The 20,962-nt window shown below is 63.8% G+C and carries 19 protein-coding genes; 9 read left to right on the top strand and 10 right to left on the bottom strand.

The features are described 5' to 3' along the window. Positions 1–4: 4 nt before the first annotated feature. Positions 5–1,087, top strand: coding sequence for a glycosyltransferase (locus BLR34_RS12625; protein ID WP_092703588.1), 1,083 nt, complete (start codon positions 5–7; stop codon positions 1,085–1,087). Between the two features lie 4 nt (positions 1,088–1,091). Here the strand turns inward: BLR34_RS12625 and BLR34_RS12620 are convergent, their stop codons facing one another. Continuing rightward, positions 1,092–2,711 (bottom strand): DUF255 domain-containing protein, encoded by a 1,620-nt coding sequence (locus tag BLR34_RS12620; protein WP_092703586.1) that lies wholly within the window; start codon positions 2,709–2,711, stop codon positions 1,092–1,094. Positions 2,712–2,806: 95 nt separating this feature from the next. Between BLR34_RS12620 and BLR34_RS12615 the strand changes: the two genes are divergently transcribed. Continuing rightward, positions 2,807–3,214: a DUF5518 domain-containing protein gene (locus BLR34_RS12615; protein WP_092703584.1), complete on the top strand. Its 408-nt coding sequence runs from the start codon at positions 2,807–2,809 to the stop codon at positions 3,212–3,214. On the opposite strand, the gene BLR34_RS12610 is transcribed toward BLR34_RS12615, so the two are convergent. After that, positions 3,189–4,736, bottom strand: coding sequence for a TrkH family potassium uptake protein (locus BLR34_RS12610; protein WP_092703582.1), 1,548 nt, complete (start codon positions 4,734–4,736; stop codon positions 3,189–3,191). The two genes, BLR34_RS12615 and BLR34_RS12610, sit on opposite strands and share 26 nt — an antisense overlap. Continuing rightward, positions 4,733–5,419 (bottom strand): potassium channel family protein, encoded by a 687-nt coding sequence (locus tag BLR34_RS12605; protein WP_092703579.1) that lies wholly within the window; start codon positions 5,417–5,419, stop codon positions 4,733–4,735. The genes BLR34_RS12610 and BLR34_RS12605 overlap by 4 nt, the downstream gene beginning before the upstream one ends. Before the next feature lie 89 nt (positions 5,420–5,508). Between BLR34_RS12605 and BLR34_RS12600 the strand changes: the two genes are divergently transcribed. Then, on the top strand, positions 5,509–5,859 hold the full coding sequence (locus BLR34_RS12600) for a hypothetical protein (protein WP_218120886.1): 351 nt from the start codon (positions 5,509–5,511) through the stop codon (positions 5,857–5,859). Positions 5,860–5,867: 8 nt separating this feature from the next. Here BLR34_RS12600 and BLR34_RS12595 read toward each other — a convergent pair whose 3' ends face one another. After that, complete coding sequence (locus BLR34_RS12595) at positions 5,868–8,117, bottom strand: amino acid permease (RefSeq protein ID WP_092703577.1); 2,250 nt, start codon at positions 8,115–8,117, stop codon at positions 5,868–5,870. A gap of 204 nt (positions 8,118–8,321) precedes the next feature. On the opposite strand from BLR34_RS12595, the gene BLR34_RS12590 reads away from it, so the two are divergent. Together BLR34_RS12590 and BLR34_RS17050 are read left to right on the top strand one after the other, a co-directional pair. Then, positions 8,322–9,023 carry a 5-formyltetrahydrofolate cyclo-ligase gene (locus BLR34_RS12590; protein WP_092703575.1) on the top strand — a complete coding sequence of 234 codons (702 nt, stop codon included), beginning with the start codon at positions 8,322–8,324 and terminating at the stop codon, positions 9,021–9,023. Between the two features lie 50 nt (positions 9,024–9,073). Next, a complete protein-coding gene (locus BLR34_RS17050) occupies positions 9,074–10,363 on the top strand; it encodes an endonuclease/exonuclease/phosphatase family protein (protein ID WP_092703573.1) in 1,290 nt (429 codons plus the stop codon). A 19-nt stretch (positions 10,364–10,382) separates the two neighbouring features. Here the strand turns inward: BLR34_RS17050 and BLR34_RS12580 are convergent, their stop codons facing one another. Continuing rightward, the gene (locus BLR34_RS12580; protein ID WP_092703571.1) at positions 10,383–11,495 is read right to left on the bottom strand and encodes an OBG GTPase family GTP-binding protein; all 1,113 of its coding nucleotides are present in this window, start codon (positions 11,493–11,495) and stop codon (positions 10,383–10,385) included. A 306-nt stretch (positions 11,496–11,801) separates the two neighbouring features. Here BLR34_RS12580 and BLR34_RS12575 point away from each other — a divergent pair, with 306 nt between their 5' ends. Beyond that, complete coding sequence (locus BLR34_RS12575) at positions 11,802–12,107, top strand: hypothetical protein (RefSeq protein WP_092703569.1); 306 nt, start codon at positions 11,802–11,804, stop codon at positions 12,105–12,107. A 41-nt stretch (positions 12,108–12,148) separates the two neighbouring features. Here the strand turns inward: BLR34_RS12575 and BLR34_RS12570 are convergent, their stop codons facing one another. Then, on the bottom strand, positions 12,149–14,371 hold the full coding sequence (locus BLR34_RS12570) for a DUF7527 domain-containing protein (RefSeq protein WP_092703567.1): 2,223 nt from the start codon (positions 14,369–14,371) through the stop codon (positions 12,149–12,151). Positions 14,372–14,461: 90 nt separating this feature from the next. Here BLR34_RS12570 and cdd point away from each other — a divergent pair, with 90 nt between their 5' ends. Both cdd and udp read left to right on the top strand, forming a co-directional pair. After that, on the top strand, positions 14,462–14,869 hold the full coding sequence (gene cdd, locus BLR34_RS12565) for a cytidine deaminase (protein ID WP_092703565.1): 408 nt from the start codon (positions 14,462–14,464) through the stop codon (positions 14,867–14,869). Next, a complete protein-coding gene (gene udp, locus BLR34_RS12560; RefSeq protein ID WP_092703563.1) occupies positions 14,866–15,714 on the top strand; it encodes a uridine phosphorylase in 849 nt (282 codons plus the stop codon). The genes cdd and udp overlap by 4 nt, the downstream gene beginning before the upstream one ends. Before the next feature lie 44 nt (positions 15,715–15,758). Here the strand turns inward: udp and BLR34_RS12555 are convergent, their stop codons facing one another. Together BLR34_RS12555 and BLR34_RS12550 are read right to left on the bottom strand one after the other, a co-directional pair. Further along, complete coding sequence (locus BLR34_RS12555; RefSeq protein ID WP_092703561.1) at positions 15,759–16,592, bottom strand: hypothetical protein; 834 nt, start codon at positions 16,590–16,592, stop codon at positions 15,759–15,761. A 110-nt stretch (positions 16,593–16,702) separates the two neighbouring features. Further along, the gene (locus BLR34_RS12550; RefSeq protein ID WP_092703559.1) at positions 16,703–17,281 is read right to left on the bottom strand and encodes a helix-turn-helix transcriptional regulator; all 579 of its coding nucleotides are present in this window, start codon (positions 17,279–17,281) and stop codon (positions 16,703–16,705) included. 141 nt (positions 17,282–17,422) lie between these two features. Between BLR34_RS12550 and BLR34_RS12545 the strand changes: the two genes are divergently transcribed. Continuing rightward, positions 17,423–18,142, top strand: coding sequence for a hypothetical protein (locus BLR34_RS12545; RefSeq protein WP_092703557.1), 720 nt, complete (start codon positions 17,423–17,425; stop codon positions 18,140–18,142). Positions 18,143–18,153: 11 nt separating this feature from the next. Here BLR34_RS12545 and BLR34_RS12540 read toward each other — a convergent pair whose 3' ends face one another. Further along, on the bottom strand, positions 18,154–19,317 hold the full coding sequence (locus BLR34_RS12540; RefSeq protein ID WP_092703555.1) for an NAD(P)/FAD-dependent oxidoreductase: 1,164 nt from the start codon (positions 19,315–19,317) through the stop codon (positions 18,154–18,156). Between the two features lie 91 nt (positions 19,318–19,408). Beyond that, positions 19,409–20,959 (bottom strand): glutamate-cysteine ligase family protein, encoded by a 1,551-nt coding sequence (locus BLR34_RS17045; protein ID WP_092703553.1) that lies wholly within the window; start codon positions 20,957–20,959, stop codon positions 19,409–19,411. Between the last annotated feature and the right edge of the window lie 3 nt (positions 20,960–20,962).

Genomic DNA, 20,962 nt, shown 5'->3' with positions numbered 1-20,962 from the left:
TACGATGAAAATCGGTTTTTTCACCGATAGCTACTTCCCCGAAATTGACGGCGTCACCTACACGATAAAGCTCTGGCGCGAAGAGCTCGAACGCCGCGGCCACGAGGTGTACGTGGTCTACCCGGACGGCGACTACGACCCGCGGGACCGCGAACTTCCGGTATCCTCACTTCCGAACCCCTTCTATCAGGGGTACCGGATTCCGCTGTTCAGGCGGCCGTCGACGCTTCCGGCGCTCGATGTGGTCCACTGTCACGGCCCCGGGCCGGTCGGCCTACTCGGCCGCTACTACGCCCGGAGAGACGACCTGCCAACGGTGTACACTCATCACACGCCAGTCGAGGAGTACTTCGACCAGGGCGTGAAATTCGAGTCCGTCGCCGACGCACTCGCCCGGCTGTATCTCCCGATGGAGGAGACGTATCTGGGGAGTTTCGACGCCGTGACGGCCTCGACCGAGCGCATCGACCGCAACGTCGACCACGTCCAGCTCCCGGTCGGTATCGACCTGGAGTTCTTCGAGCCGACACAGGAGCGGTGGTACGAGAACCGCACCGTCATCGGATACAGCGGCCGGCTCAGCAAGGAGAAAAACGTCGACGAGATTCTCCGGGTCGCCCGCCACCTCCCCGAATACGACTTCGTTATCGTCGGCGAAGGGCCCCACGCCGACGTTCTCAAGCGCGACCCGCCCGCGAACGTCCAGTTCAGTGAGTTCCTCCCCCGTGAAGAACTCCCTATCTTCTACTCGTCTATCGATACGTTCGTCACGGCCTCGACAGCCGATACGCTCGGACTCTCGACGCTCGAAGCAAACGCCTGCGGGACGCCAGTCGCGGCGACTGACGCTGCTCCCTTCGACGAGACGATCCAGCCCGAAAACGGCGAGCGGTTCGCCTACGGCGATATCGAGGCGATGGTCACAGCAATCGAGCACTGTCTCGACGGCAACCGCGACACCAGAGGTGCCGTCGCGCAGTACGACATCGACAACGCCATCGACGAACTTCTCTCACTGTACAGCGACGCCGGTGTGGCCAGCGAGTCACCGCTGGCTGACGAACTGACACAGGCGCCGACGAACTGACCGGCTACGTCGTCAGCAGGTCTTCGAGTGCCTCGGGCGTGGCCGCTGTCCCCTGTTTTTCGCCGTCGACGACGAGCCGTGCCTCGTTTTCCGGCAGCGTCCGGCTCCCCGTGGCTGTCGGGGCCACGACCGCCTCGTGGTCGGCCAGGCGCAACGCGGCCCGGTGGAGGTCGCTCCCCGCGTCTGTCCCGACCGCGATGACCTGCAGGTCGCCCAGCCGCGAGGCGACTGTCGCGTAGTGTGCGACTTCGACGCCCATCCGTTCACCCGCTCCGGCGAATGCCGCGACGGCGTCGTGTGCCGCCTCACTGTACCGCCTGTCGCCGGTGAGGCCTGCGAGGTCGAGCAACGAGTCGGCGAGTTCGACCGTCGTATCCAGCGGATACAGCGGCTCCGAGAGCAGTCCGGCACCGCCGGTCGGGGCGTCCCGGAACGAGCCGTCGTCGTCTCTGAGATGCGACAGCGTCCACTCCGCAACGTCGACGGCCGGGCCTGGCTCGCCGAGCACCGACCACGAGGTCGTGAGTCCGCGCAGCGTCCGTGCCTGGTCGACGAGCAGTCCTCGCGGGGCATCTGCGTCGGCGTATCGCTGGACGCGGCCGTCGTCGACGAGGGTTTCAGTCAGCGTCTCTCGGGCCTGCCGGGCGTACTGGCTCGCCGTCTCGTCGTCTGTGTAGGCGTGATACCGGAGCAAGGCGTCGATGGCGAGGCCGTTGTGACCGGCAAAGACCGTCTCGTCGACGGCAGGTGCCTCGGCGTCTGCGCGCTCGCTCGGTTCGAGTCGGAAGTACTCCTCGTCGCCGCCCTGACTGGCACCGAAGGCGTCGCCGGTCCACAGCGTCGTCGTCAGGAACTCGACGCCGCGTTCTGCTGACTCGCGGTAGCTCTGTTCGCCCGTGTAGCGGTAGCCGTGTGCGAGCGCTCGCACGACGGCGGCGTTCTCGTCGGTGAGCTTCTCACAGCGGGCCGCCCCCCAGTTTCGATTGCGGCTAAAGCGATAGAAGCCGCCGTCGTAAGTGTCGAGCAGGTGTGTCTGAATCGCATCGAGGGTGCGCGTCGCCTGGTCGCGCGCCCGGACGAGGGCGAACTCGACGGTCCGGGGGAGTGGGAACTTCACGTCGGTCCCCCAGCCGCCGAACTCGTCGTCGAACGTCGCCAGCAGTTGCTCGACCATGTGTTCCTCGATTCGCGCGGTCACCTCGCCGGCCGGCGGGTCCTCCTGGAGCGCCCGGGGCAACGAGCCCGCGTCCTCGCCGCGCTGGTCCCAGGTGTGTCTGACGCTGTCGAGAATCTCGCGAAAGCCGTCGATACCCAGCACGGTCGCGCCGGTGAGAATCGTCCCCTCGGGCGTACAGAAGACAGTCGAGGGGAATCCGCCCATGTTGTACCGCTCGCGGATGTGTGGGTTGCGGTCGGCGTCGACCCGAATCGGGACGAACCCGTCGTTGATGTTTGCCGCGATGCGCGGCTCGGCGTAGGTCGCCCGGTCCATGTTGTGACATTCCTCCGACCACTCGGTCACGAGCGCGAGCAACACGGGCTTGCCCGCGTCCCCGGCTGCCTCGAAGGCGTCTTCGCCCCACTCGCGCCACTCGACGTGTGTCTCGTCCGCGCTGTCGTCCATACCGAACCTTGGCCTCACTGGCTTTAAGAAGACCGTTCGAACTGTTCGCGCTGCTCGACGAAGCTATGAGCCGTTCGCGCACATCTCACCCGCACATGCCGGTTGCCCTCCGTCGGCTGTCCGCGGCCTGGCGGTTCGCCGTCGTCGGCGCACTCGTGTCTGTGCCCGTCGGTATCGTCCTCGAACTGTTACCGTATTCGGCAACAACACTCGCCGGGAGTGTCATGATATTCGGCGCGGCCGTCGCCGGTGCGCTCGCCGCCCGGTACTCGACAGACCCGGACGCCGCCGGCGCGCGGGCCGGCGCTCTCGGCGGCGTGGTTGGCGTCATCACTTCGCTCGTGACGGCAGTCACCGCGCCGACAGGCACACAGTCAAGCGTCGTCTCACTGTTGTTTGCGGGCGTGGTCGTCGTCTGTCTCGCCCCGCTGTTCGGACTGGCGTGTGGTCGTCTCGGCGCGTGGGTCGACGACGCCGTTACCGGTAGAGGTCGAGCCGGCTGAAGACCGAGCTCAGGAGGACCGCCACCGGGATGATTTCCAGTCGCCCGACCCACATGTTGAGAATCAACATCGCCTTCGAGAGGGCCGGCATCGTCGGGCCGGTGATGCCCGAGTCGAGGCCGACGTTGCTCTGTGCGCTCATCACCTCGAAGACGACGTATTCGAGCGGGTGCTCCGGCGAGAGCACCTGCAGGAGGACCGCTACGCCGACCGCGAGAAACGCGAGCCACAGCACCAACACGACCGTCGCCTCGGTGTACTCGCGCTGGAACTGGTCTTCGCTGAGGCGGCGCTCGCCAATCCGGAGATAGCGCACCGCCGAGTCGGGGACGAAGACGCCGCGTATCTGCCAGACGGTTCCCTTGACGAGCGTGATGACACGGATGAGCTTGAGGCCGCTGACGGTCGACCCCGCCGCGGCTCCCGTGAGCATCCCGAGACAGGCCAGTAACACCGGACTCGCGTTCCAGACCTGTTCGGTCCCGTCGCCGATTGTCGCCGTCCCGAAGCCGGCGTTCGAGGTGGCCGAGACGAACTGGAAGAGGCCGATTCTGAAGTTCTCTTCGAGGGTCTCGTACTGGCCCGCACGCACCAACAGCCCGGTCAACAGCAGGGAGCCAGCGCCAAACCAGATGAACACCCAGCGTGTCTGCAGGTCGCGGTAGACGTTCTCCAGTTCGCCTTTGACGATGAGATAATGAACCGGGAAGGCGATACTGCCCGCGAGCATCACCGGGACGACGGCGTACTCGATAATTGGCTCGCCGTAGTGGCCGATGGAGTCGGCGTGAACGGAGAATCCGCCGGTCGCGATGCCAGTCATCGCGTGGTTGATGGCGTCCCACAGCGGCATCCCGACGACAAGAAAGAGGCAAATCGACGCGCCCGTGAGGCCGGCGTATATCTTCCAGATTTCCTGGACCGTCGAGACGACGCTCGGGTGAATCTTCTCCGAGCGGGCTTCGCTCTCGTAGAGGGTGAGCGAGCCACTGCCGGGCCTGGCGAGAATCGCGACTGTCAGGACGATGACACCGACGCCGCCGACCCACTCGATGAACGACCGCCACCAGTGCAGCGAGCGGGGCAGGTCTTCCTCGATCGTGGCCATCGTCAGCCCCGTCCCAGTGAACCCACTCATGCTCTCGAAGACTGAATCGAGCGGCCGCTTGAAGACCGCGACCGTCTCGGTCATCGCCGGTGTGTTGGTCCAGCCCGGATACGGGTCGACGTGAATCGTCCACGCGATGAGGAGAAAGGGGAGCGCGCCGAGCAGGCCGGTGGCCGCCCACGACAGGGCCGCGGTGACCATCGCTTCGAGCTTGCCCGGCGGGTCGGCGTCGCGGTACCAGCGGGCGAGTGCGGTCCCGACGCCGGCAATCACCAGCGCCGTAACGGCAAATGCGGGAATCGCGAAGAACTCGCCGTTCAGGGCCGCGACCACCATCGACGCTACGGGCATGAGCGCGACCACACGCAGGATTCGGCCAACGTCGCGTCCGACAGTTCGGCTCGTGACTCTCATTGCGGGTCGTCTTCGAAGTGGCCGAACAGGTCCGTTAGCTCGGGGTCGGCGCCGAACCCGGAGTACACCGTCAGCAGGTCGCCGGGCTTGATTTCGACGTTTCCGCGGGGCGTAATCGGCGACTCTTGACTCTTGCGTTCGATTGCGACGACGAGCACGTCTTCGGGGACGATGCTCTGCTCGGCGGCCTCCTGAATCGTCAGCCCAGCAATCGGGGCGCTTTTCGTGACCGTTATCTCGAAGACCTCTGCTTCCTCGCCGATTTGCATGTAGTCGACGATGGCCGGGCGCGCGACCGAGCGATAGAGATACTGGGCGATGAGTTCCTGTGGGTTCTCCATCGTGTGGACGCCAATCTGCTCGTACAGCCCCATGTGTTCGGGGTTGTGGACGACCGCGACCACGGACGGAATCTCGAGCTCCTTGGCGAGGAGGCTAATCATAATATTCGTCGCATCCTGTGCGGTCGTCGAGATAATCGCATCGGCCTGGTCGGCACCGGCGTCCTGCAATGTGTCTTTGGTCGTCGCGTCGGCGTTGAGCACCAGACAGTCGTGTTCGCTGGCGATGCTGTCGGCGCGTGTCTCGTCTCGCTCGATGACGACCACGTCGTTTCCGGCACTGGTGGCAATCTCGATGAGGGGTGTCCCGATATCACCCGCACCGACGATAATGAGATACATCTTGGTCGGAGTTCTCTGCAAACCGGTGAAAATCTATCGATGGCCGCGCAGGGGGACGACTTATATCGGTCCCCTGGCAACGTCGACATATGCCAGACGACAACGCCGAGCCGGAGCCGCCGACGCTTTTGTCTCCGACTGTTATCGAGATGCTCGACGACCTGAGCGAGGCCGAACTACGGGCCGTCATCGATTATGCCCACGACCGACAGGAGTTCCTGCACACGGGCGTCGCGGACAACATCGAGCCCGCGCCGGGGGAAGAAATCGTCAGTATCGACGAACGGGCCGGCTACACGGAGGTCATCAAGCGCGAGCCCTGTGGCGAGTCGTGCGATGACTGCCCCCACGGCCCCTTCCTCTATCACGTTCGCGAGGAGACGCGTCCGGACGGCGACACGAAGCTCCACTGGCACTATCTGGGCCCGGTCGACGAGTGAGCACGCGACTAGCGACCCAGCAGCCGCTGGAGGAGCGACCGCTCGTTTGCCTGTTCGGCCAGAATCACCGAGCAGTCGACCTCGTCGACGACATCCTGGACCGGTGACCCACTGACCAGTCGCACCAGCAGTCCGCGCTCTGAGGCCCCCAGAATCAACAGCGAGGCGTCCTCGGCGGCCCGGACGATTTCCTCGCCGGTATCGCCGTACTCAACGCGGAGTGTCGCGTCCGAGAGCCCCTGCTCTGTGGCCCACTCTTCGAGGAAGTCCGCGTCTTTGGCCTCCGAGTCGGCGACGTGTAAGAGCGTCAATTCAGAGTCGTACTCGTCTTGGATGAGTGACCCTACCTGCGCGGCGTACGCCGACCCTGGGCCGCCGCGGGTCGGTACGACGATGTTGTCCGGTTCGAGGTCGCGGTCGCGCACGACGAGGAAATCCGCAGAGAGACTCGACGTGAGGTCGTCGAGGGCGCTCTCGGCCCGGCCCGGCGACCCGTGGGAGTCGGGCCCCCACCCCATCACGACGGTGTCGGCGTCGTGTGTCTGTGCCGCGTCGAATATCTCCTCGAACCCGCGGTGGGAGAAAATCGTATGCGTCTCGATATCGACGCCGAAGGTCTCGGCGTGGTCTTTTGCGTCGTCGAGGACCGCGTGGTGGTCTGGCGCGTACTCCTCGGCGTTGTCGGCCGCGTATTCGAGCGAGGTCTGGTCGGGGACGGTCACGATGTGGACGGCGTCGACGACGCCGTCGTGCTGGTTGGCGACACCGCTTGCGAGTGTCACGAGGTGCTTCTCGTGTTTCGGGTTCGCGAGCGCGACCATGACGCGGTGTTCGCCGCCATCTGGCTTGACCGTCTCTGCGGCCGAGACGGCTGCGCTTGGCATCGACTCGGACCTATCGAGAATGTACTCCGAGAGAATGCCCTGTTTGGTCGTCCGCGTCCGGGCATAGAGGACATACCACAGCGCCGACGCCGCGATAATTGCCGTGCCGAACAGCCGGACGCCAGGCTCGATATACGCGATGAGCGCAAAGGAGGCGACAGAGCCCACAATCGGCGTTATCGGGTACAGCGGCACGCGAAAGTCTGGCTGGTAGTCCTCGGGGTCGGCGGTCCGCATCACGACGAGCGCGACGTTGAGCAGCCCGTAGATGACCAGATGGAGGAAACTCGCAGCGCCCGAAAGCGTCAGAATGGCGTTCCCACCGACGAGGTCGCCGGCGAGAATAAAGGCCAGAATCATCCCGCCGGTGATGGCGATTGACTTGTACGGGGTCGCAAACCGTGGATGAATCTCGTTGAGGCTTTGACTGACAATTTCGTCGCGGCCCATCGCGAAGTTGATGCGCGAGGACGCGAGAATCGAGGCGTTCGCCGAGGAGGCCGTTGCCAGCAGCCCGCCGAACAGCATCGCGACTGCCCCGACCGGGCCCAGCAACACATCTGCGACCTCCACGACGGCAATCTCGTTGTCACCAACACCTGCGATGAATCCGGGTTCCAGCGAGGCGCTCATCACGAACAACACGAGCGCGTAAATGGCGGTTACAAGCACGACACTCCCGATGACTGCCCGCGGCAGGTTTTTACCCGGTTCCTTGATTTCCTCGGCGACGCTCGTAATCTGGACAAACCCGAGATACGAGACGAAAATGAACCCGGTTGCGGTAAACATCGGGCCGAATCCCTCGTTGGCCGGCAGATTCGAGATATCGGCCTGCAGCCCGCCGACGAACGTGAACACCGCTAGAATTGCCACGAGGATGATGACGATGACGTTCTGGAGTACGCCCGTTTCCTTCGCGCCGATGTAATTAACGCCGACGAAGAACGCTCCCCCGACCAGCGCGATGAGCGTTGCAACGTTCAGCGAGACCGGGCCGAGACCGACCGTACCGGACACACCGACAATCAACTGGACATACTCACCGAACCCAACCATGTAAAACGCCGAGGCGAAGGCAAGCCCCAGCCAGTTCGCCCAGCCAGCAATCGACCCAAACAGCGGCCCGAGAGCGTGGTTGACATAGAAGTACGCGCCGCCCGACTTCGGCATCGCAGTCCCGAGTTCGCTTGCCGACAGCGCCGTCAACAGGGCGATTGCACCGCCGATGACGAACGCGGCCACCGCTAGTGACCCCGCAGTCGTGACCGCATCGCCCGGCAGGACGAAAATCCCCGCACCAATCATCGTCCCGACGCCGATGGTCAACGCGGCGAGTGGCCCGAGGTCTTTTGCGAGTTCCTCGTCGCTCATCCGATACCGCCTCCACGGTGGACAGGTGTTGTATGACGTATCATTGTCTTATCAGTAGGAGCCGAATGTCAACGCAGGCCAGATGGGAGCGCTTGCGCTGACGGTGTCTGCATATTCGTCTGTGACTGCCAGAATGGTGTTAATACCTTCGACCCATTCCCACAAAGTCAACGCATACTTCTCGCCGGCGACCGACCTCCGACCATGTCAAAACAGGACCTGCGCGAGCGCGTCTGGGATACCCTCGAAGAGCGCGGGGAAGCACGGTTTCCGTACCCGCCACACGACCGCATTCCGAACTTCGCAGGCGCGGAGGCGGCCGCTGACCGCCTCGCTGAGTTGCCGGCCTGGCAGGACGCAACCGCAATCAAGGCGAATCCCGACGCGCCGCAGTTACCAGTCCGCAGACGCGCACTCAAGGCAGGCAAGACGGTCTACATGGCTGTCCCGCGACTGCGCGATGCGGACTGCTTTCTCCGGCTCGACCCCACAGAGATAGACGACCTCGACGACGCGGCGACGATCGGCGGCTCCGCGGCGGCCGGCGTACAGGTCGTGCCGTCCGAGGTCGAGAACATCGACCTCGTCGTTTCGGGGAGCGTCGCGGTCAACACCGAGGGTGCGCGGGTCGGCAAAGGCGAGGGGTACAGCGACCTCGAGTTCGCTATCCTCCGGGCGTTCGACCGCGTCGACGAGGCGACGACAACCGTTTCGACGGTCCACGAGATACAGCTCCGCGACGAGCCAATCGAGACGAGGGCCCACGACGTGCCGATGGACGTGCTGGTGACGCCTGACCGACGTATCCGGACGGCCGCCGGCCAGAAGCCCGCCGGCATCGACTGGGCGGCCCTTCCCGAGGAAAAAGTCGACGCCATCCCCATCCTGCAGCGACTGCGGGAGTGACCGCACGGTCGGGGTCGCGTTTTTATGTTTGGTTGTCTTACATTCGGGCCATGACAGACGGGCAACGCCGGTCGCGAGTCACCCGCCGACAGCTCCTCGGCAGCGTCGTCACAGGAGCCACAGGAGCCGCCATTCCCGGTATCGCTACAGGACAGAGCGCCGCCACGCCGACGGTGATGACACAGAACGTCTACGTCGGCGTCGACCTCTTCGAACTGGCCGGAGCCGACTCGCTTGGCGAGTTGCTGCTACTGATTAGCGAGGCCCTGGGAACGCTCGACCCGGACCGCTACGCGGCACGCGCCCGGGGCATCGCCGACGCCATCGCCGCCGCCGAGCCGGATGTCCTCGCCTTACAGGAGGTCGGGCTGGTCGAGCGCGTCGGCGAGGACGAGCCCATTATCGACGTGCTCGCGACCCTCGAAGCCACACTCGACGCCGCGGAACTCTCCTACGAGGCCGTCGCAAAGACGACAACGGCAGACATCGAACTGCCGGGTGCCGGCGACGAGTCCGGGCTCCGGGTCGCGAACAGAGACGTGTTGCTCGTCCACGCCGACCACGAGACCACGAACACGGTGACCGACCGCTACGACGCGGCCGAGACTGTCACGGTCCCCGGCGGCGACGAGGAGCTGGCAATCCGCCGGGGGTACTGTCTGGCCGACGTGACTGTCAGGGGCGTCGAGTTCACTGCCGTCGGAACACACCTCGAATCCTCGTCGCAATCGACCCGCCGCGAGCAGGCCGAGGAGTTGCTCGAGGTGGTTCCGGCAGAGGGTCCGGCGGTGCTGGCGGGCGATTTCAACAGCGGCCCCGGCACGTCGACCGACGCCTACGACCTGCTCACCGACGAGTTCACCGACGCCTACGCGACACAGCACCCCGATTCGGATGGTTTCACCTGCTGTCAGGCGGCCGACCTCACCAACGAGGAGTCACAGCTCGAAAAGCGCGTCGACGCAGTCCTCGGCCGGGGACTAACCCCGACAGCGGCCAGCCGCGTCGGCCACGAGCCCGACGACCGCATCAGCTTCGATGCCGACAGCGGCCCGGTCGAGCTGTGGCCCTCGGACCACGCCGGCGTCGTCGCTACCTTCCAGACGGACGGAACACCCACGCCGACAGCAACGACAACACCGACACGGACGGTGACACCGACACAGACGCCCGCGACGCCCGACACGCCGACTGCTACGCCCCGACGGTCACCACAGCCGACCGGGACGACGACCGAAACCGCAGACGGCGACGGTCCCGGGTTCGGGGTCACCGGTTCACTCGCCGCACTCGGCGGGCTGGGGTACGCGTTACGGCGACGGCTCACCCGACGGAAGTAGATACCCGAAAAGAGGGCTGTTATTTACTTGTCACGATCCGCAACACGTCTTCGTCGGCGAGTTCGTGGTCGGTCCCCACCTGTTGTTCGTCGTGTTTCGCGCTCGGACCGGAGACACGGGCAAACCGGAAGCGCTCGTCGAAACTCCCGCCGAGTTTCGTACAGGCATCTTCGACGGTGTCGCCCTCGAACAACATGAGCGGTTCGTCGTAGTCGATACCACGGCCCGGCTTGTCCATGTAGATGCGGATGAGACCGAGTTCCTCCCAGATGCGCTCTTTGAGCGCGTCGAGGCCCTTCTCCTTCTCGGCGCTGATGAAGATAGCCTCCTCCGGGTCGATGTCGTGTTCGCGAAGCTGGTCGTCGACGGTCTCCTTGTAGTCGGGCTCGATGAGGTCGGCCTTGTTGACGCTCACGAGCGAGGGGAGGTAGACACGGTTATCGCGGATACCGTCGATGAGTTCGTCGATGTCGACCTGTTCGCCGATGGTCACGTCGGCGTTCGCGTAGCCGTGTTCGCGGATGATTTCGGTAATCGTCCCCTCGTCGAGGTCGAGGTCGACACTCGCGTTAATCGAGATACCGTCCTTGCCTTTGGGGCGAACGGAGATGCGTGGGGGTCCGGTGTCGAGGCGGATGCCGTTTTTGTAGAGTTCGGTGTGCAAACGTTCGTACTGGTCGATTTCGAACACCGAGAGGACGAAGACGACGAGGTCGGCGGTGCGGACGACCGAGAGCACTTCTTGGCCGTCGCCACGGCCACCAGCGGCTCCCTCGATGAGACCGGGTACGTCGAGCATCTGGATGTTCGCGCCACGGAACTGCAACATACCGGGGTTCACGTCGAGCGTCGTGAACTCGTAGGACCCCGTCTTGCTGTCGGCGTTTGTCATCGCATTGAGCATCGTCGACTTGCCGACGCTGGGAAACCCGACGAGTGCGACCGTTGCGTCGCCGTGTTTCTCGACGGCGTATCCCGGACCGCCGCTCGAAGAGGACTGGCGTCTGGCGAGCTCCTCCTTTTTTTCGGCGAGCTTGGATTTGAGCCGTCCGATGTGGGCCTCCGTCGACTTGTTGTACGGGGTTTCCTGAATCTCCTGCTCGATTTCGGCTATCTCCTCTTCGAGCCCCATTACCAGAAGGTCAGACTGTCGACGGCTAAAAGGGCTTTCGTCCGGACTCACGGTGTGCATACCACCCCGTTTCGAGGAGTACGTATCCCCATCCTGTCACGCGTCCGTGACTTCCAGCCAGGTCAACTATTCCCAAGCGTTTTTATACCCGTTTCGCCAAGTCTAGGGTACCGCTTCACAGCCCTTTGTAATGCCCCCTCTACTGGTGTCTACCGGCATCAGTTACCGATGAATGGTGGCTGTTACCGGTAACTCGCTCATGCGACAATAACTTTTAAATGACCGCAATACTAGTTAACAAGTGCCATGATAGACAGGCTTGAGAAAGAAGTCGATATGCTGGAGCGTCACTTGCAGGTCTTGCGAATGGTCATCGAGAACGAACCCATCGGAATCGTGAAGATGTCCAACGAGACCGGTTACCCACACCACAAGGTTCGATACTCGCTTCGGGTTCTCGAAGAAGAAAACCTCATCGAGCCGTCGAGCCAGGGGGCAATCACGACTGAGGACACCCACGACTTCGTCGAGGAACTCGACGGCAAAATCGACCACATCGTCGAGAAGCTCGACGGGATGAAAATCGAGAGCGCTCCGGAAGCCGAGAACTGACTGCCGAGTGTTGTCTCGTTTTTGACCCGCCGGTCCGATAGCTACAGCTCGGGCACGAGCATCGTGAAGTTCTCGTTGCGCGCTTCCACCAGACAGAGGTGATAGCCACGCTTCCGGGAGAGGTTGACGAAGCTTTTGCGCTTGCTCCGGCTGAGGAGGCCGCTTTTCGTCGCGTCGTCGGCCGTTTCGAGGGCAGGTGGCTCGAAGAAGCTCCGTGTGACGAGGAAGGCCCCGGCGAAGGCGTCGCTGGTCTGGCCGACGCGCTCGGCGGCCCGCACGAGGTTTTCCATCATCGACTGGGTCGCCCCCTCTCGGGAGTCGTTGACGTTTGCGACGAGTAACGGCTCGCCCATCCGGTTCCGGAGAACGATGTCGAACGACTCCTCGGAGCGGGTCTCTTGGCCGTCTTCCTTGTAGACCACGTCGACGGTCCCTTTCAGGTCCGCCCAGTCGATAACCGGCAACGCGTCGTAGAGGTCTTTGAGCGCCTTCTCGTGGCCGGTTTCGCGCACCTCGAACAGGAGATTCCCGACGACCCAGTTGACAAAGCGATATTCGAGTGTCGCTTCGAGGAATTCGCCGTACTCCTGTCCGCCGACCGCAACTGTATCGGCGTCGAACTGTGTGTTCTGTTCGAGCCGGAGGTTGTCGAGAACGTCTTCCCGGCGGTGGCTTCCGCCGTGTGCCTTTTCTAAAGTCGCGTCGCCTTTGGATTTGTACCGCGGGAAGATGTCAGTCCCCGCCAGCGCCTCCGCTGGGGTTATCCGACGCTCGGCGTCTGTGGCCGCCCCCAGTTCGGTCTCCAATTGTTCGAGTTCTTGCCGGAGTTCCTCGGCCTCCGTCGCGAGTTCGTCGCGTTCCTCGCGGACGGTTTCGAGCTGTGATTTCGCGTCTTCGTACTCTGTCGTCTTTCGGTCGAGTTCGGACTCCAGACGCTCGATTTCGTCGTCCCGGTCTGCTATCTCCGATTCGAGTTCGTCGATTCGGTCCGGGTCGACTGTCTGTGTTGGCTCTGTAGCCTGGTCGTCCTCGGCCGACTTCTCGTTTTCCGTGGCGGATGGGTCCCTGTCAGGCTGACTCTGTGTCTCGGGCTCTGTCTTGGACTGTACCGGCTCTGGGGCGGTCTGCTCGGGTGTGGTGTTCGTTTCGACCGGTTCGGTGGACCCCTGTGAGCGGCCCTGCTCGGCGTCTGCGGTGTGCTCGAACGTGTCCGCACGGGCGCTGTTGCCGTTCTCGTCCGGCTCGGCGGTCTTTTTCGGGTCGAGTGACGGAATCGCCCTCGTTTCGAGGGCGAGATTCGGCTGTTCGTTCGTCGACCGCGAGCGCTGACGGCTCCGTGACTGCTCGGATTGCTGGTCGGTCCCACGTTGTTTCGTCTCTGCTGTCTGCGCGGCGCTCTGTGTGGCTGAGGTCCTGCTCGCCGCTGTAGCGGCCTGCTGTCCGGCGGTCCGAGTCGCTGTGTTGTCCTGCGTGGCCGACGGCTGTGGCGTCTCTGCCGACTCGTCACCGCCGAGTGGGTCGTCGCTCTCACCGGAGTCACTCTCGGGTTCCTCGTCGGCCTCGTCTTCCTCGACTGTCTCGTCGGGCTTGTGGTCGTCGGCCTCGCGCTCGTCGGTCGAGGTGGTCTGACTGTCGTCCTCGCCGGCCTCTTTGGCGTCGTCTTCCTCGATGGTCTCGTCGGTCTCTCCGGGGACCGACGCATCTGTGGAGTCGTCTTCGGGCTCGTCGACTTCGGGGAGCTCGATAACGTCGATGTCTGCCGGACGGACCTGATAGATGCCGACTTCGTCGTTTGCGGTCTCGAAGGCCTCATCGCCGTCGACCAGCCGCGAGGATTCGCCGATGAAGCCGACGCTCATCGACTGGCCGGCGTGATACACCTGGTAGTAGTCGCCGCTCAGGACGTTGTCAGCGAGTTCGACGTAGCCGGTGAAGCCGCCGTCGCTGAGCGTGCTGTCGACCTCGGCGATAGCCGTCTTCTCGCTGTAGTACTCCGCGCGCACCTCGTCGTTGGCCTCCTGCATGACCGCGAGCAACGGGAGTGCGGGGGAGGGGGCTTCGTACGCCGTCCCGCTGCCATCGAAGTCGTCGATATCACCGTGGTGGATGCCAACGACGGCTCCTTTGGTCATGTAGAGTTCCGCTCCGCCGGCCCGGACGGCTCCCGAGAACCCCTCGTCTGCCAACTCGTGTAACGAGCGGTAGCCGTCTGAAAACGGCCGCTCGCGCCACTCGTCGACGCGGTCGACCACGCGTGTGCTCATTGTGTGTGACAAGCCCCAAGCGAACTATATACTTTGCGGCCCCGATTCGCTGTCGGAGAGTATTTGCCCCCGCGACTCCACCCCCGTGACATGGACGCCGACCAACTCATCGCCGAGGCGCGCGACGCGCTCGCGGCGGCGTATGCACCCTACTCAGAGTATCAGGTCGGTGCGGCCCTCCTGACCGCCGACGGGACGGTCTACACCGGCTGTAACATCGAGAACGCCAACTACTCGAACAGTCTCCACGCCGAGGAGGTCGCAGTCGGGACGGCGGTCCGAGAGGGTCACCGCGAGTTCACCGCGCTTGCGGTCACCTCGGCGGCCCGTGACGGCGTCACACCTTGCGGGATGTGTCGCCAGACGCTCGCGGAGTTCTGTGACGCTGACTTCGACGTTCACTGTGACACCGAGGACGGCGTCCGAACGTACAGTCTTGGCACCCTGCTCCCGGATACGATTTCCGCCGACACACTCGATACGGAGGATTCAGCATGACAACAGACAACAGCGACGATGCGAGTACAGTACACGGCAGCGAGGACCCACAGACCGACGAACAGTACCACCTCGAAGTCACAGAAGGCGACGTAGCCGAGGGTGTCCTCCTACCAGGCAACCCCGAGCGAGTCGCGAAAATCACCGACTGCTGGGACGACCACGACGTCGTCGCCGACCACCGCGAGTACCGGACGGCGACCGGGACCTACGACGAGACGCCCATCTCTGTCACGTCGACGGGTATCGGCGCACCCTCCAGCGCAATCGCGGTCGAGGAACTCGCACGCGTCGGCGCAGATACGCTCATCCGGGTGGGCTCCTGTGGCGCGATTCAGGAGGAGACCGACGTGGGTGACCTCATTATCACGAGCGGCGCGGTCCGACAGGAGGGCACGAGCAAGGAGTACGTCCGCGAGGAGTACCCCGCCGTCGCCGACCACGCCGTCGTTGCGGCGCTCGCCGCGGCCGCCGACGAACTGGGATACGACTACCACGTCGGCCTGACCGCGAGTACCGACAGCTTCTATGCCGGCCAGAGCCGCGAGGGGTTCCAGGGCTTTCTCGCTCGTGACGCAGACGACAAAATCGAGGAACTCCGCGAGGCCGGCGTGCTCAACTTCGAAATGGAAGCGAGCGCGATTCTCACGCTGGCACAGATTTACGGCCTCCGAGCGGGTGCGGTCTGTACGGTTTATGCCGACCGGACGACCGGCGAGTTCCAGGTCACCGGCGAGAGCAAGGCCGCAAAGACCGCGAGCAAGGCTGTCTCGCTGCTCGCCGAGATGGACGACCGCGTCGACGAGGCGGGCGCAGACGCCTGGCACGCGATGCTTGGACTCTAACCGGACCGAGTTCGGGTGGAGGGCCGTGTCAGGGGCTGGTGTCGCTACTCGTCGCTCTCGTCGTCGACAATCTCGACATCGTCGCTGTCGATTCCGACGGATTCGGTGGCGTCGAGCGTCTGCACAGGAACGACTCGGGTGACTTCCTCGTCGTCGAGGTCGACGAAGGCCTTGACGGCGTCCTCGGTCCCGTCGTAGCTGAGTTCGACGGCGACGGCGTCCTCGCCGTCGACGAAGATGCTGTCGTCGACCTCGCTGACCGTCGCAGTCCACTCCGCGACGCCGCTCTCGTTCTCGCGGTCGAGCAGGTCAGTGACGTGGTCGTTCACCGCCGCGTTACTCGCGAGCAGGCCCGTGAGCCGACTTTCGTCGCCTGTGAGGACGTCGTTCTCGTCGACGACCTCGACTGAGGCGTCTGCCAGCGGCAGCACGAGGACCTCGACCTCGGTCTCGTTGCCGTCGACTCCAATCGCTATCGACTTGCTCTCGTCTGCGGTCCCGATTTGCTCGGTCGGGAGGACCGACTTCACCGTCTCGCTGTCGAGGTCGAGGTCAGCACTCGCGGCCTCGCCAGCGTCGCCCTTGATGACGACGGTCACGTCCTCGCCGGTCGCCTGGACGGTCACGTCGCAGGACTCGCTCTCGTCGAACTCCTCTTGTATGTCGTCGTGACTCCAGGCGAGTTCGAGAGCCATCTCGGCTTGGCCGTCGGTCAGGCGGTCGTCGGGGTCGATGACTGTCAGGTCGTACTCCTCGGGTAGTTCGTCGGCGGAGTCCGCCGAGTGACTGTACACGTGGTCGGCCGCAGCGACGCCGCCCGCACTGAGCGCCAGCGCAAGGACGGCGGCGGCAACAACTGTGTGTAACTTCGTATTCATCGGTATCACCGGAGTACGGTCACGGGGGACCGTGGCTCCAGGCTACTCTTGAATGAAAGCCCCCTTGAGGACCCGTTGGAAACGCCGACACAACCCGTTTCGAAACGGTTTCACTGCAACAAAATCACGTTACCCATCCCCCGGCGCTTGCGTTCGACGAGGTTTTTCACTTCGAGGCTGTCGAGCGCGCGGCTGACCGACGCCTTCGAGAGGTCCGTCCGCTCGACGATGTCACTCTGTGGGAGGACGCCGTCGGCATCGAGCAGCGCCTCGTAGACCTCGCGTTCCTTGTTGGCGAGGCGGTCGGCGGTTTCCTCCCATTCCTCTTTGCGCGCTTCGAGTAACTCGGTGCTCGGTTCGAGCGAGGGCGACTCGTCGACGCCGCCGTCCGAGCTCGCTGGTCTGGGCGGCGTTGGCTCGCTGTCGACTCGCGTCGCGCTGTCTGATGCCGACCGGACGGGACCGGCAGCGAGGAGGTAGGTTCCGCTCGCGCCGAGCGTACACGCCGCGGTTGCGATAACTGCCACATCGCGATACTGGAAATAATCGCCGAGTTCTGCGACCTCTGTGCCAGTCTCGCCGGCGGTCACCACGACCGGCGAGGGCGTTATCAGTTGGATTGCGAGTACGACCACAGAGCTAACGAAGACCACGGCCGCGACGAGTCGTTTGCGACGAGGGGAGGGCATCTGACAGGAGTCCATGCGTGAGCCTCCGTCATAAATGACCGACTTTTGTTCCGACGAAAACCAGCCTGAAACGGGCCTGAAACGCGTTTCAACCGCGTTTCAGCGCAACACTCTTTGGCTCTTTCACCCAACGATGTGACGATGCAAGTACAGGCCAGCCAGCAGGACGACCAGACCGCGAGCGCTCGCACTCGTCTGGCCGTTCTCGGTGCCTTACTCGCGCTTGGTCTCGTCCTCGCGCTCGCGGGACACGCCGTTGGCCTCCCCGCGGGACTGACTGACCCCGACCCTGGTGCGTCGTTTCGCGTCTCGGAGGATAACGTCACGGTCAGTGCCGACGGCACGGAGGTCACCGCGGTCGACCGGATGACAAACGTCTCCGGGGTCGAAATATCGGAAACAGACGGCGCGTTCGTTATCAAAACCGACCGGGACAACCCACTGACCGACCGCCAGCGCAACACCAGTCTCGCCGTGGCACGGGCTAACGACACCGTGGCCGGTGTCCTCGACGACCTCGACGGGTATATGCTCACGGTGGAGCCGATTCGCAAACTCGAGGCAACGAACACCGTGAATATCACGATGACAAACATCACAGCAAATACCGCACAGGCAAGCGAGGGGTTGGCTACCGCAATCAACGCTACCGACGAAAACGAGACGTTCGATGTCACGCTCTACGGGTCGACATCGAACGGGTCCGACGCCGTCCGAGTCGACCGCGACCCGTCGTACGTTGACGGGAGGGCAGTCGTCTACGTTCGGAACACGACCACCGACGAACGTATTCTGTCCGTGGTGGTCGACGTAGAGAACGAGGCCGTCGCTTCGTTGACTGACCGACGTGAGAGGCGGTAAACCGGGCTGTGTTACATGTCGGGCCAGGCCTTCATCGCCGTGCCGACGCCCGTCACCGAGGCAATCCAGCGGGCAGCGATGGCCTTTTTCAGCGTCTTCGCCGGGAAGCCGCCGAAGGTATCGAGGAACGGGAACAGCGACACGTCGTGGGCAACGGCGGATTCGCCGACCGAGACGACCGTCCCCTTGTCGTCGTAGGTCCACTCTTTGAGCGGACGGTTGTGGATAGTGCGGGCGATGTTCTCGCCGACGACCTCGGCGGCCTGCCAGGCGGCCTGTGCGGTCGGCGGCGCGGGGTCGTCGTGTTGCTCGATGAGTGCACAGTCGCCGAGTGCGAACACGCGCTCGTCTGAGGTCTGGAAGGTCATGCCGGTGTTGAGCCGGTGGTTGCGGTCGTCTTTCTCGACGTCGGTATCTGAAACGGTATCCTGACCCGTGATACCGCCCGTCCAGACGAGTACGTCGTAGTCGAGTTCGTCGTCTTCGCCGAGGTAGGCACGCTCCTCGTCGACTTCGCTGATGAAGTCGCCGGTCAGGATGTTCACGTCGCGTGCTTCTAGGCGGGTCCGAAGTGCCTGCTGGATGCTCTCGTCGTTGCCGGGGAAAATCTCGTCGAGCCCTTCGACGAGATGGATGTCGAGCGGGGCGTTGTGCTCGTCGCGGAACTCGGCGACCTCGCCAGCGGTCTGGATACCAGAGAGACCCGCCCCGCCGATGACAATCTGTGCGGGGTCGGACTTGGTTGCCTCGTGAGCCGTTTCTTTGATATCCTCGTGAATGGCGAGTGCGTCGTCGAGGCTCTTGAGCGTGTGTGCGTGTTCTTCGAGGCCGTCGATGCCGAAGAAGGCTGTCTGTGAGCCGACTGCGACGAGGAGGTAATCGTAGTCGTGTTCGCTCCCGTCTTCGAGGTGAACCGTCCGGTCCTCCACGTCGATGTCTTCGGCCCTGCCCTGGACGAACTCCGTCCGTGGGGACTTGATGTCCTCGACAGGAATCGTAATCTTGTCTGCGACGTTGGGGTCGCTGATACAGCGGTGTGACTCGTGCAAGACGAGGTGGTAATCCGTATCGGAAATCCAGCGGATGTCCGCCTCGCCGTCGAGTTCATCTTCGAGACTCCGTACTGCGCCAGCGCCCGCGTACCCGGACCCGAGTACGACGACCTGCTCCGTCATACAGTCGGTTCGGGTATCCGAGGATACAAAGGCTTTGAATTAATGACGGTCCTGGTGTCTGTTATCATAGCTCTTTCGAACCGGTCGACAGCTACTGCACGCGATAGCTGTAGTCCTCAATCCACGCGCCGAAGTCGCTGTCGAGCAGCGTCTCGGACTGTCGCCGGAAGTATCGCCGCTGCATCGCGGTGATAGCGTCCCCGAAAGACGCGCCGTCCTCGAGTCCTCTCTGAACCTGCTGGAGCTTCCAGCGGGCCGGTGTCAGCTCATGCCGGACGCGCCGTCGGAGCGGTCCGACGTATCGCCCGATGGTCTCTTCGGAGATACCACAACTCCGCAGCCCTTCGGCGGCGTGTTCGAACAGGTCGGCGAACATCGTCTCCGTGTCCGTCGTTCGTTCGCCGTCGCCGGTAATCCAGGTCAGCGTGGCACAGAGGCCGTCGTCGGCGGCACGATAGAAGTTGTCGCGGGCCGTCTCCCAGTCCAGGTCCGCGACCGGGTGGTCTGTCGCCGGCAGCGACTCCATCAGTCCGGCGAAGGCGGCCTGGAAGGCGATGGTGTCCCGGACGGTCGGCTGTGCGGCGATAGGACGGAACTCGATTCGGGCGTTCGCCCGTGACCCCGAGGCCCCGCCAAAGACCGGACGAACCCACCGCCAGTAGGTCCCGTGTTTCGTCTGGAACGCGCCGTACTCGCCGTCTTCGACCGGCATCGGGACCAGCAGGTCGTCCTCGACGATACGGTCGATTGCCTCCTCGATGGAGCCGATATCGCGGGGAAACCGCACCTTGTCGGGGCCGTCTCGGGGATTCAACACCGACTCGAAGACACCGATGCGGTTCCCCATGCGCGCCTCGTCGAGAATCTTCGCAGGCGGCGCGTCGTCGTACAGGTCCGGCGGGAACACCGGGGAGTTGACCCCGAGCGCGAGCAGCGGGCCAGCAACTCGGAGCGCGTATCGGAACCGCTCGGGTAGGGTCTTCGCCCGGGGCACCTGATAATGTGGCTGTGTCGACGTGATGAGGCTCTCGGGCATTGCCGTCTGCGCCGACAGCGAGACGTGTGGCGCGTCCAGTTCCAGCGCCGGGGTCACCTCACAGCTCGTGTTCGCCATCGCGTGATAGCGCGGCTCCGTGGACATGTTCGCCGCTATCTCGATGCCGTCGATTGCGGTGCTGTCGGTGAGATAGTCCGTCGCAGTTTCTCCTTCGGAGGGAATCGTCCAGATCCCGTCACTGACCAGCATCAGCCCCTCGTTGTGGATATACTCGTTTGCAGTCCGGAGCTGTGCGGCGACGGTCGCCTCCTGTGCGCGCAAGCCGTCGGCGTTCAGCGGCAGCGGGCTCGTCGACAACTCGGCGTTGTGCAGGCCAAGCTCCTGCTCGAAGCGGATGAAATTCAGGAGTTGGCGCGGGACACGCTGGAGCGACCCGACTGTGCCCGCGGATGCCTCCGGCCCGGCGTCTCTGGCGATTGCGTAGAACTCATACTCCAGCCCGATAATCGCCTGTGGGTTGTCGAAGACACCCTCTTCGATTGCCTCGGTGATGGCCTCTGCGTCGGCGCGTACCTGTTCACAGAAGGCGTCCGGGTCGACTGACAGCACCTCCTGGACCTCGGAGACGAACGCTGGACTAGTCATGAG

It is taken from the genome of Halovenus aranensis (assembly GCF_900100385.1).
Classification (GTDB): Archaea; Halobacteriota; Halobacteria; order Halobacteriales; family Haloarculaceae; genus Halovenus; species Halovenus aranensis.
Note: the sequence above shows the minus strand (reverse complement) of the source record. Positions and strands in the feature narration are given on the sequence as shown.

Bases quoted from the DNA above. Each gene is read 5' to 3' on its own strand.
- BLR34_RS12625 (WP_092703588.1), top strand. From the start codon at position 5: ATGAAAATCGGTTTTTTCACCGATAGCTACTTCCCCGAAATTGACGGC.
- BLR34_RS12620 (WP_092703586.1), bottom strand. From the start codon at position 2,711: ATGGACGACAGCGCGGACGAGACACACGTCGAGTGGCGCGAGTGGGGC.
- BLR34_RS12615 (WP_092703584.1), top strand. From the start codon at position 2,807: ATGCCGGTTGCCCTCCGTCGGCTGTCCGCGGCCTGGCGGTTCGCCGTC.
- BLR34_RS12610 (WP_092703582.1), bottom strand. From the start codon at position 4,736: ATGAGAGTCACGAGCCGAACTGTCGGACGCGACGTTGGCCGAATCCTG.
- BLR34_RS12605 (WP_092703579.1), bottom strand. From the start codon at position 5,419: ATGTATCTCATTATCGTCGGTGCGGGTGATATCGGGACACCCCTCATC.
- BLR34_RS12600 (WP_218120886.1), top strand. From the start codon at position 5,509: ATGCCAGACGACAACGCCGAGCCGGAGCCGCCGACGCTTTTGTCTCCG.
- BLR34_RS12595 (WP_092703577.1), bottom strand. From the start codon at position 8,117: ATGAGCGACGAGGAACTCGCAAAAGACCTCGGGCCACTCGCCGCGTTG.
- BLR34_RS12590 (WP_092703575.1), top strand. From the start codon at position 8,322: ATGTCAAAACAGGACCTGCGCGAGCGCGTCTGGGATACCCTCGAAGAG.
- BLR34_RS17050 (WP_092703573.1), top strand. From the start codon at position 9,074: ATGACAGACGGGCAACGCCGGTCGCGAGTCACCCGCCGACAGCTCCTC.
- BLR34_RS12580 (WP_092703571.1), bottom strand. From the start codon at position 11,495: ATGGGGCTCGAAGAGGAGATAGCCGAAATCGAGCAGGAGATTCAGGAA.
- BLR34_RS12575 (WP_092703569.1), top strand. From the start codon at position 11,802: ATGATAGACAGGCTTGAGAAAGAAGTCGATATGCTGGAGCGTCACTTG.
- BLR34_RS12570 (WP_092703567.1), bottom strand. From the start codon at position 14,371: ATGAGCACACGCGTGGTCGACCGCGTCGACGAGTGGCGCGAGCGGCCG.
- cdd (WP_092703565.1), top strand. From the start codon at position 14,462: ATGGACGCCGACCAACTCATCGCCGAGGCGCGCGACGCGCTCGCGGCG.
- udp (WP_092703563.1), top strand. From the start codon at position 14,866: ATGACAACAGACAACAGCGACGATGCGAGTACAGTACACGGCAGCGAG.
- BLR34_RS12555 (WP_092703561.1), bottom strand. From the start codon at position 16,592: ATGAATACGAAGTTACACACAGTTGTTGCCGCCGCCGTCCTTGCGCTG.
- BLR34_RS12550 (WP_092703559.1), bottom strand. From the start codon at position 17,281: ATGCCCTCCCCTCGTCGCAAACGACTCGTCGCGGCCGTGGTCTTCGTT.
- BLR34_RS12545 (WP_092703557.1), top strand. From the start codon at position 17,423: ATGCAAGTACAGGCCAGCCAGCAGGACGACCAGACCGCGAGCGCTCGC.
- BLR34_RS12540 (WP_092703555.1), bottom strand. From the start codon at position 19,317: ATGACGGAGCAGGTCGTCGTACTCGGGTCCGGGTACGCGGGCGCTGGC.
- BLR34_RS17045 (WP_092703553.1), bottom strand. From the start codon at position 20,959: ATGACTAGTCCAGCGTTCGTCTCCGAGGTCCAGGAGGTGCTGTCAGTC.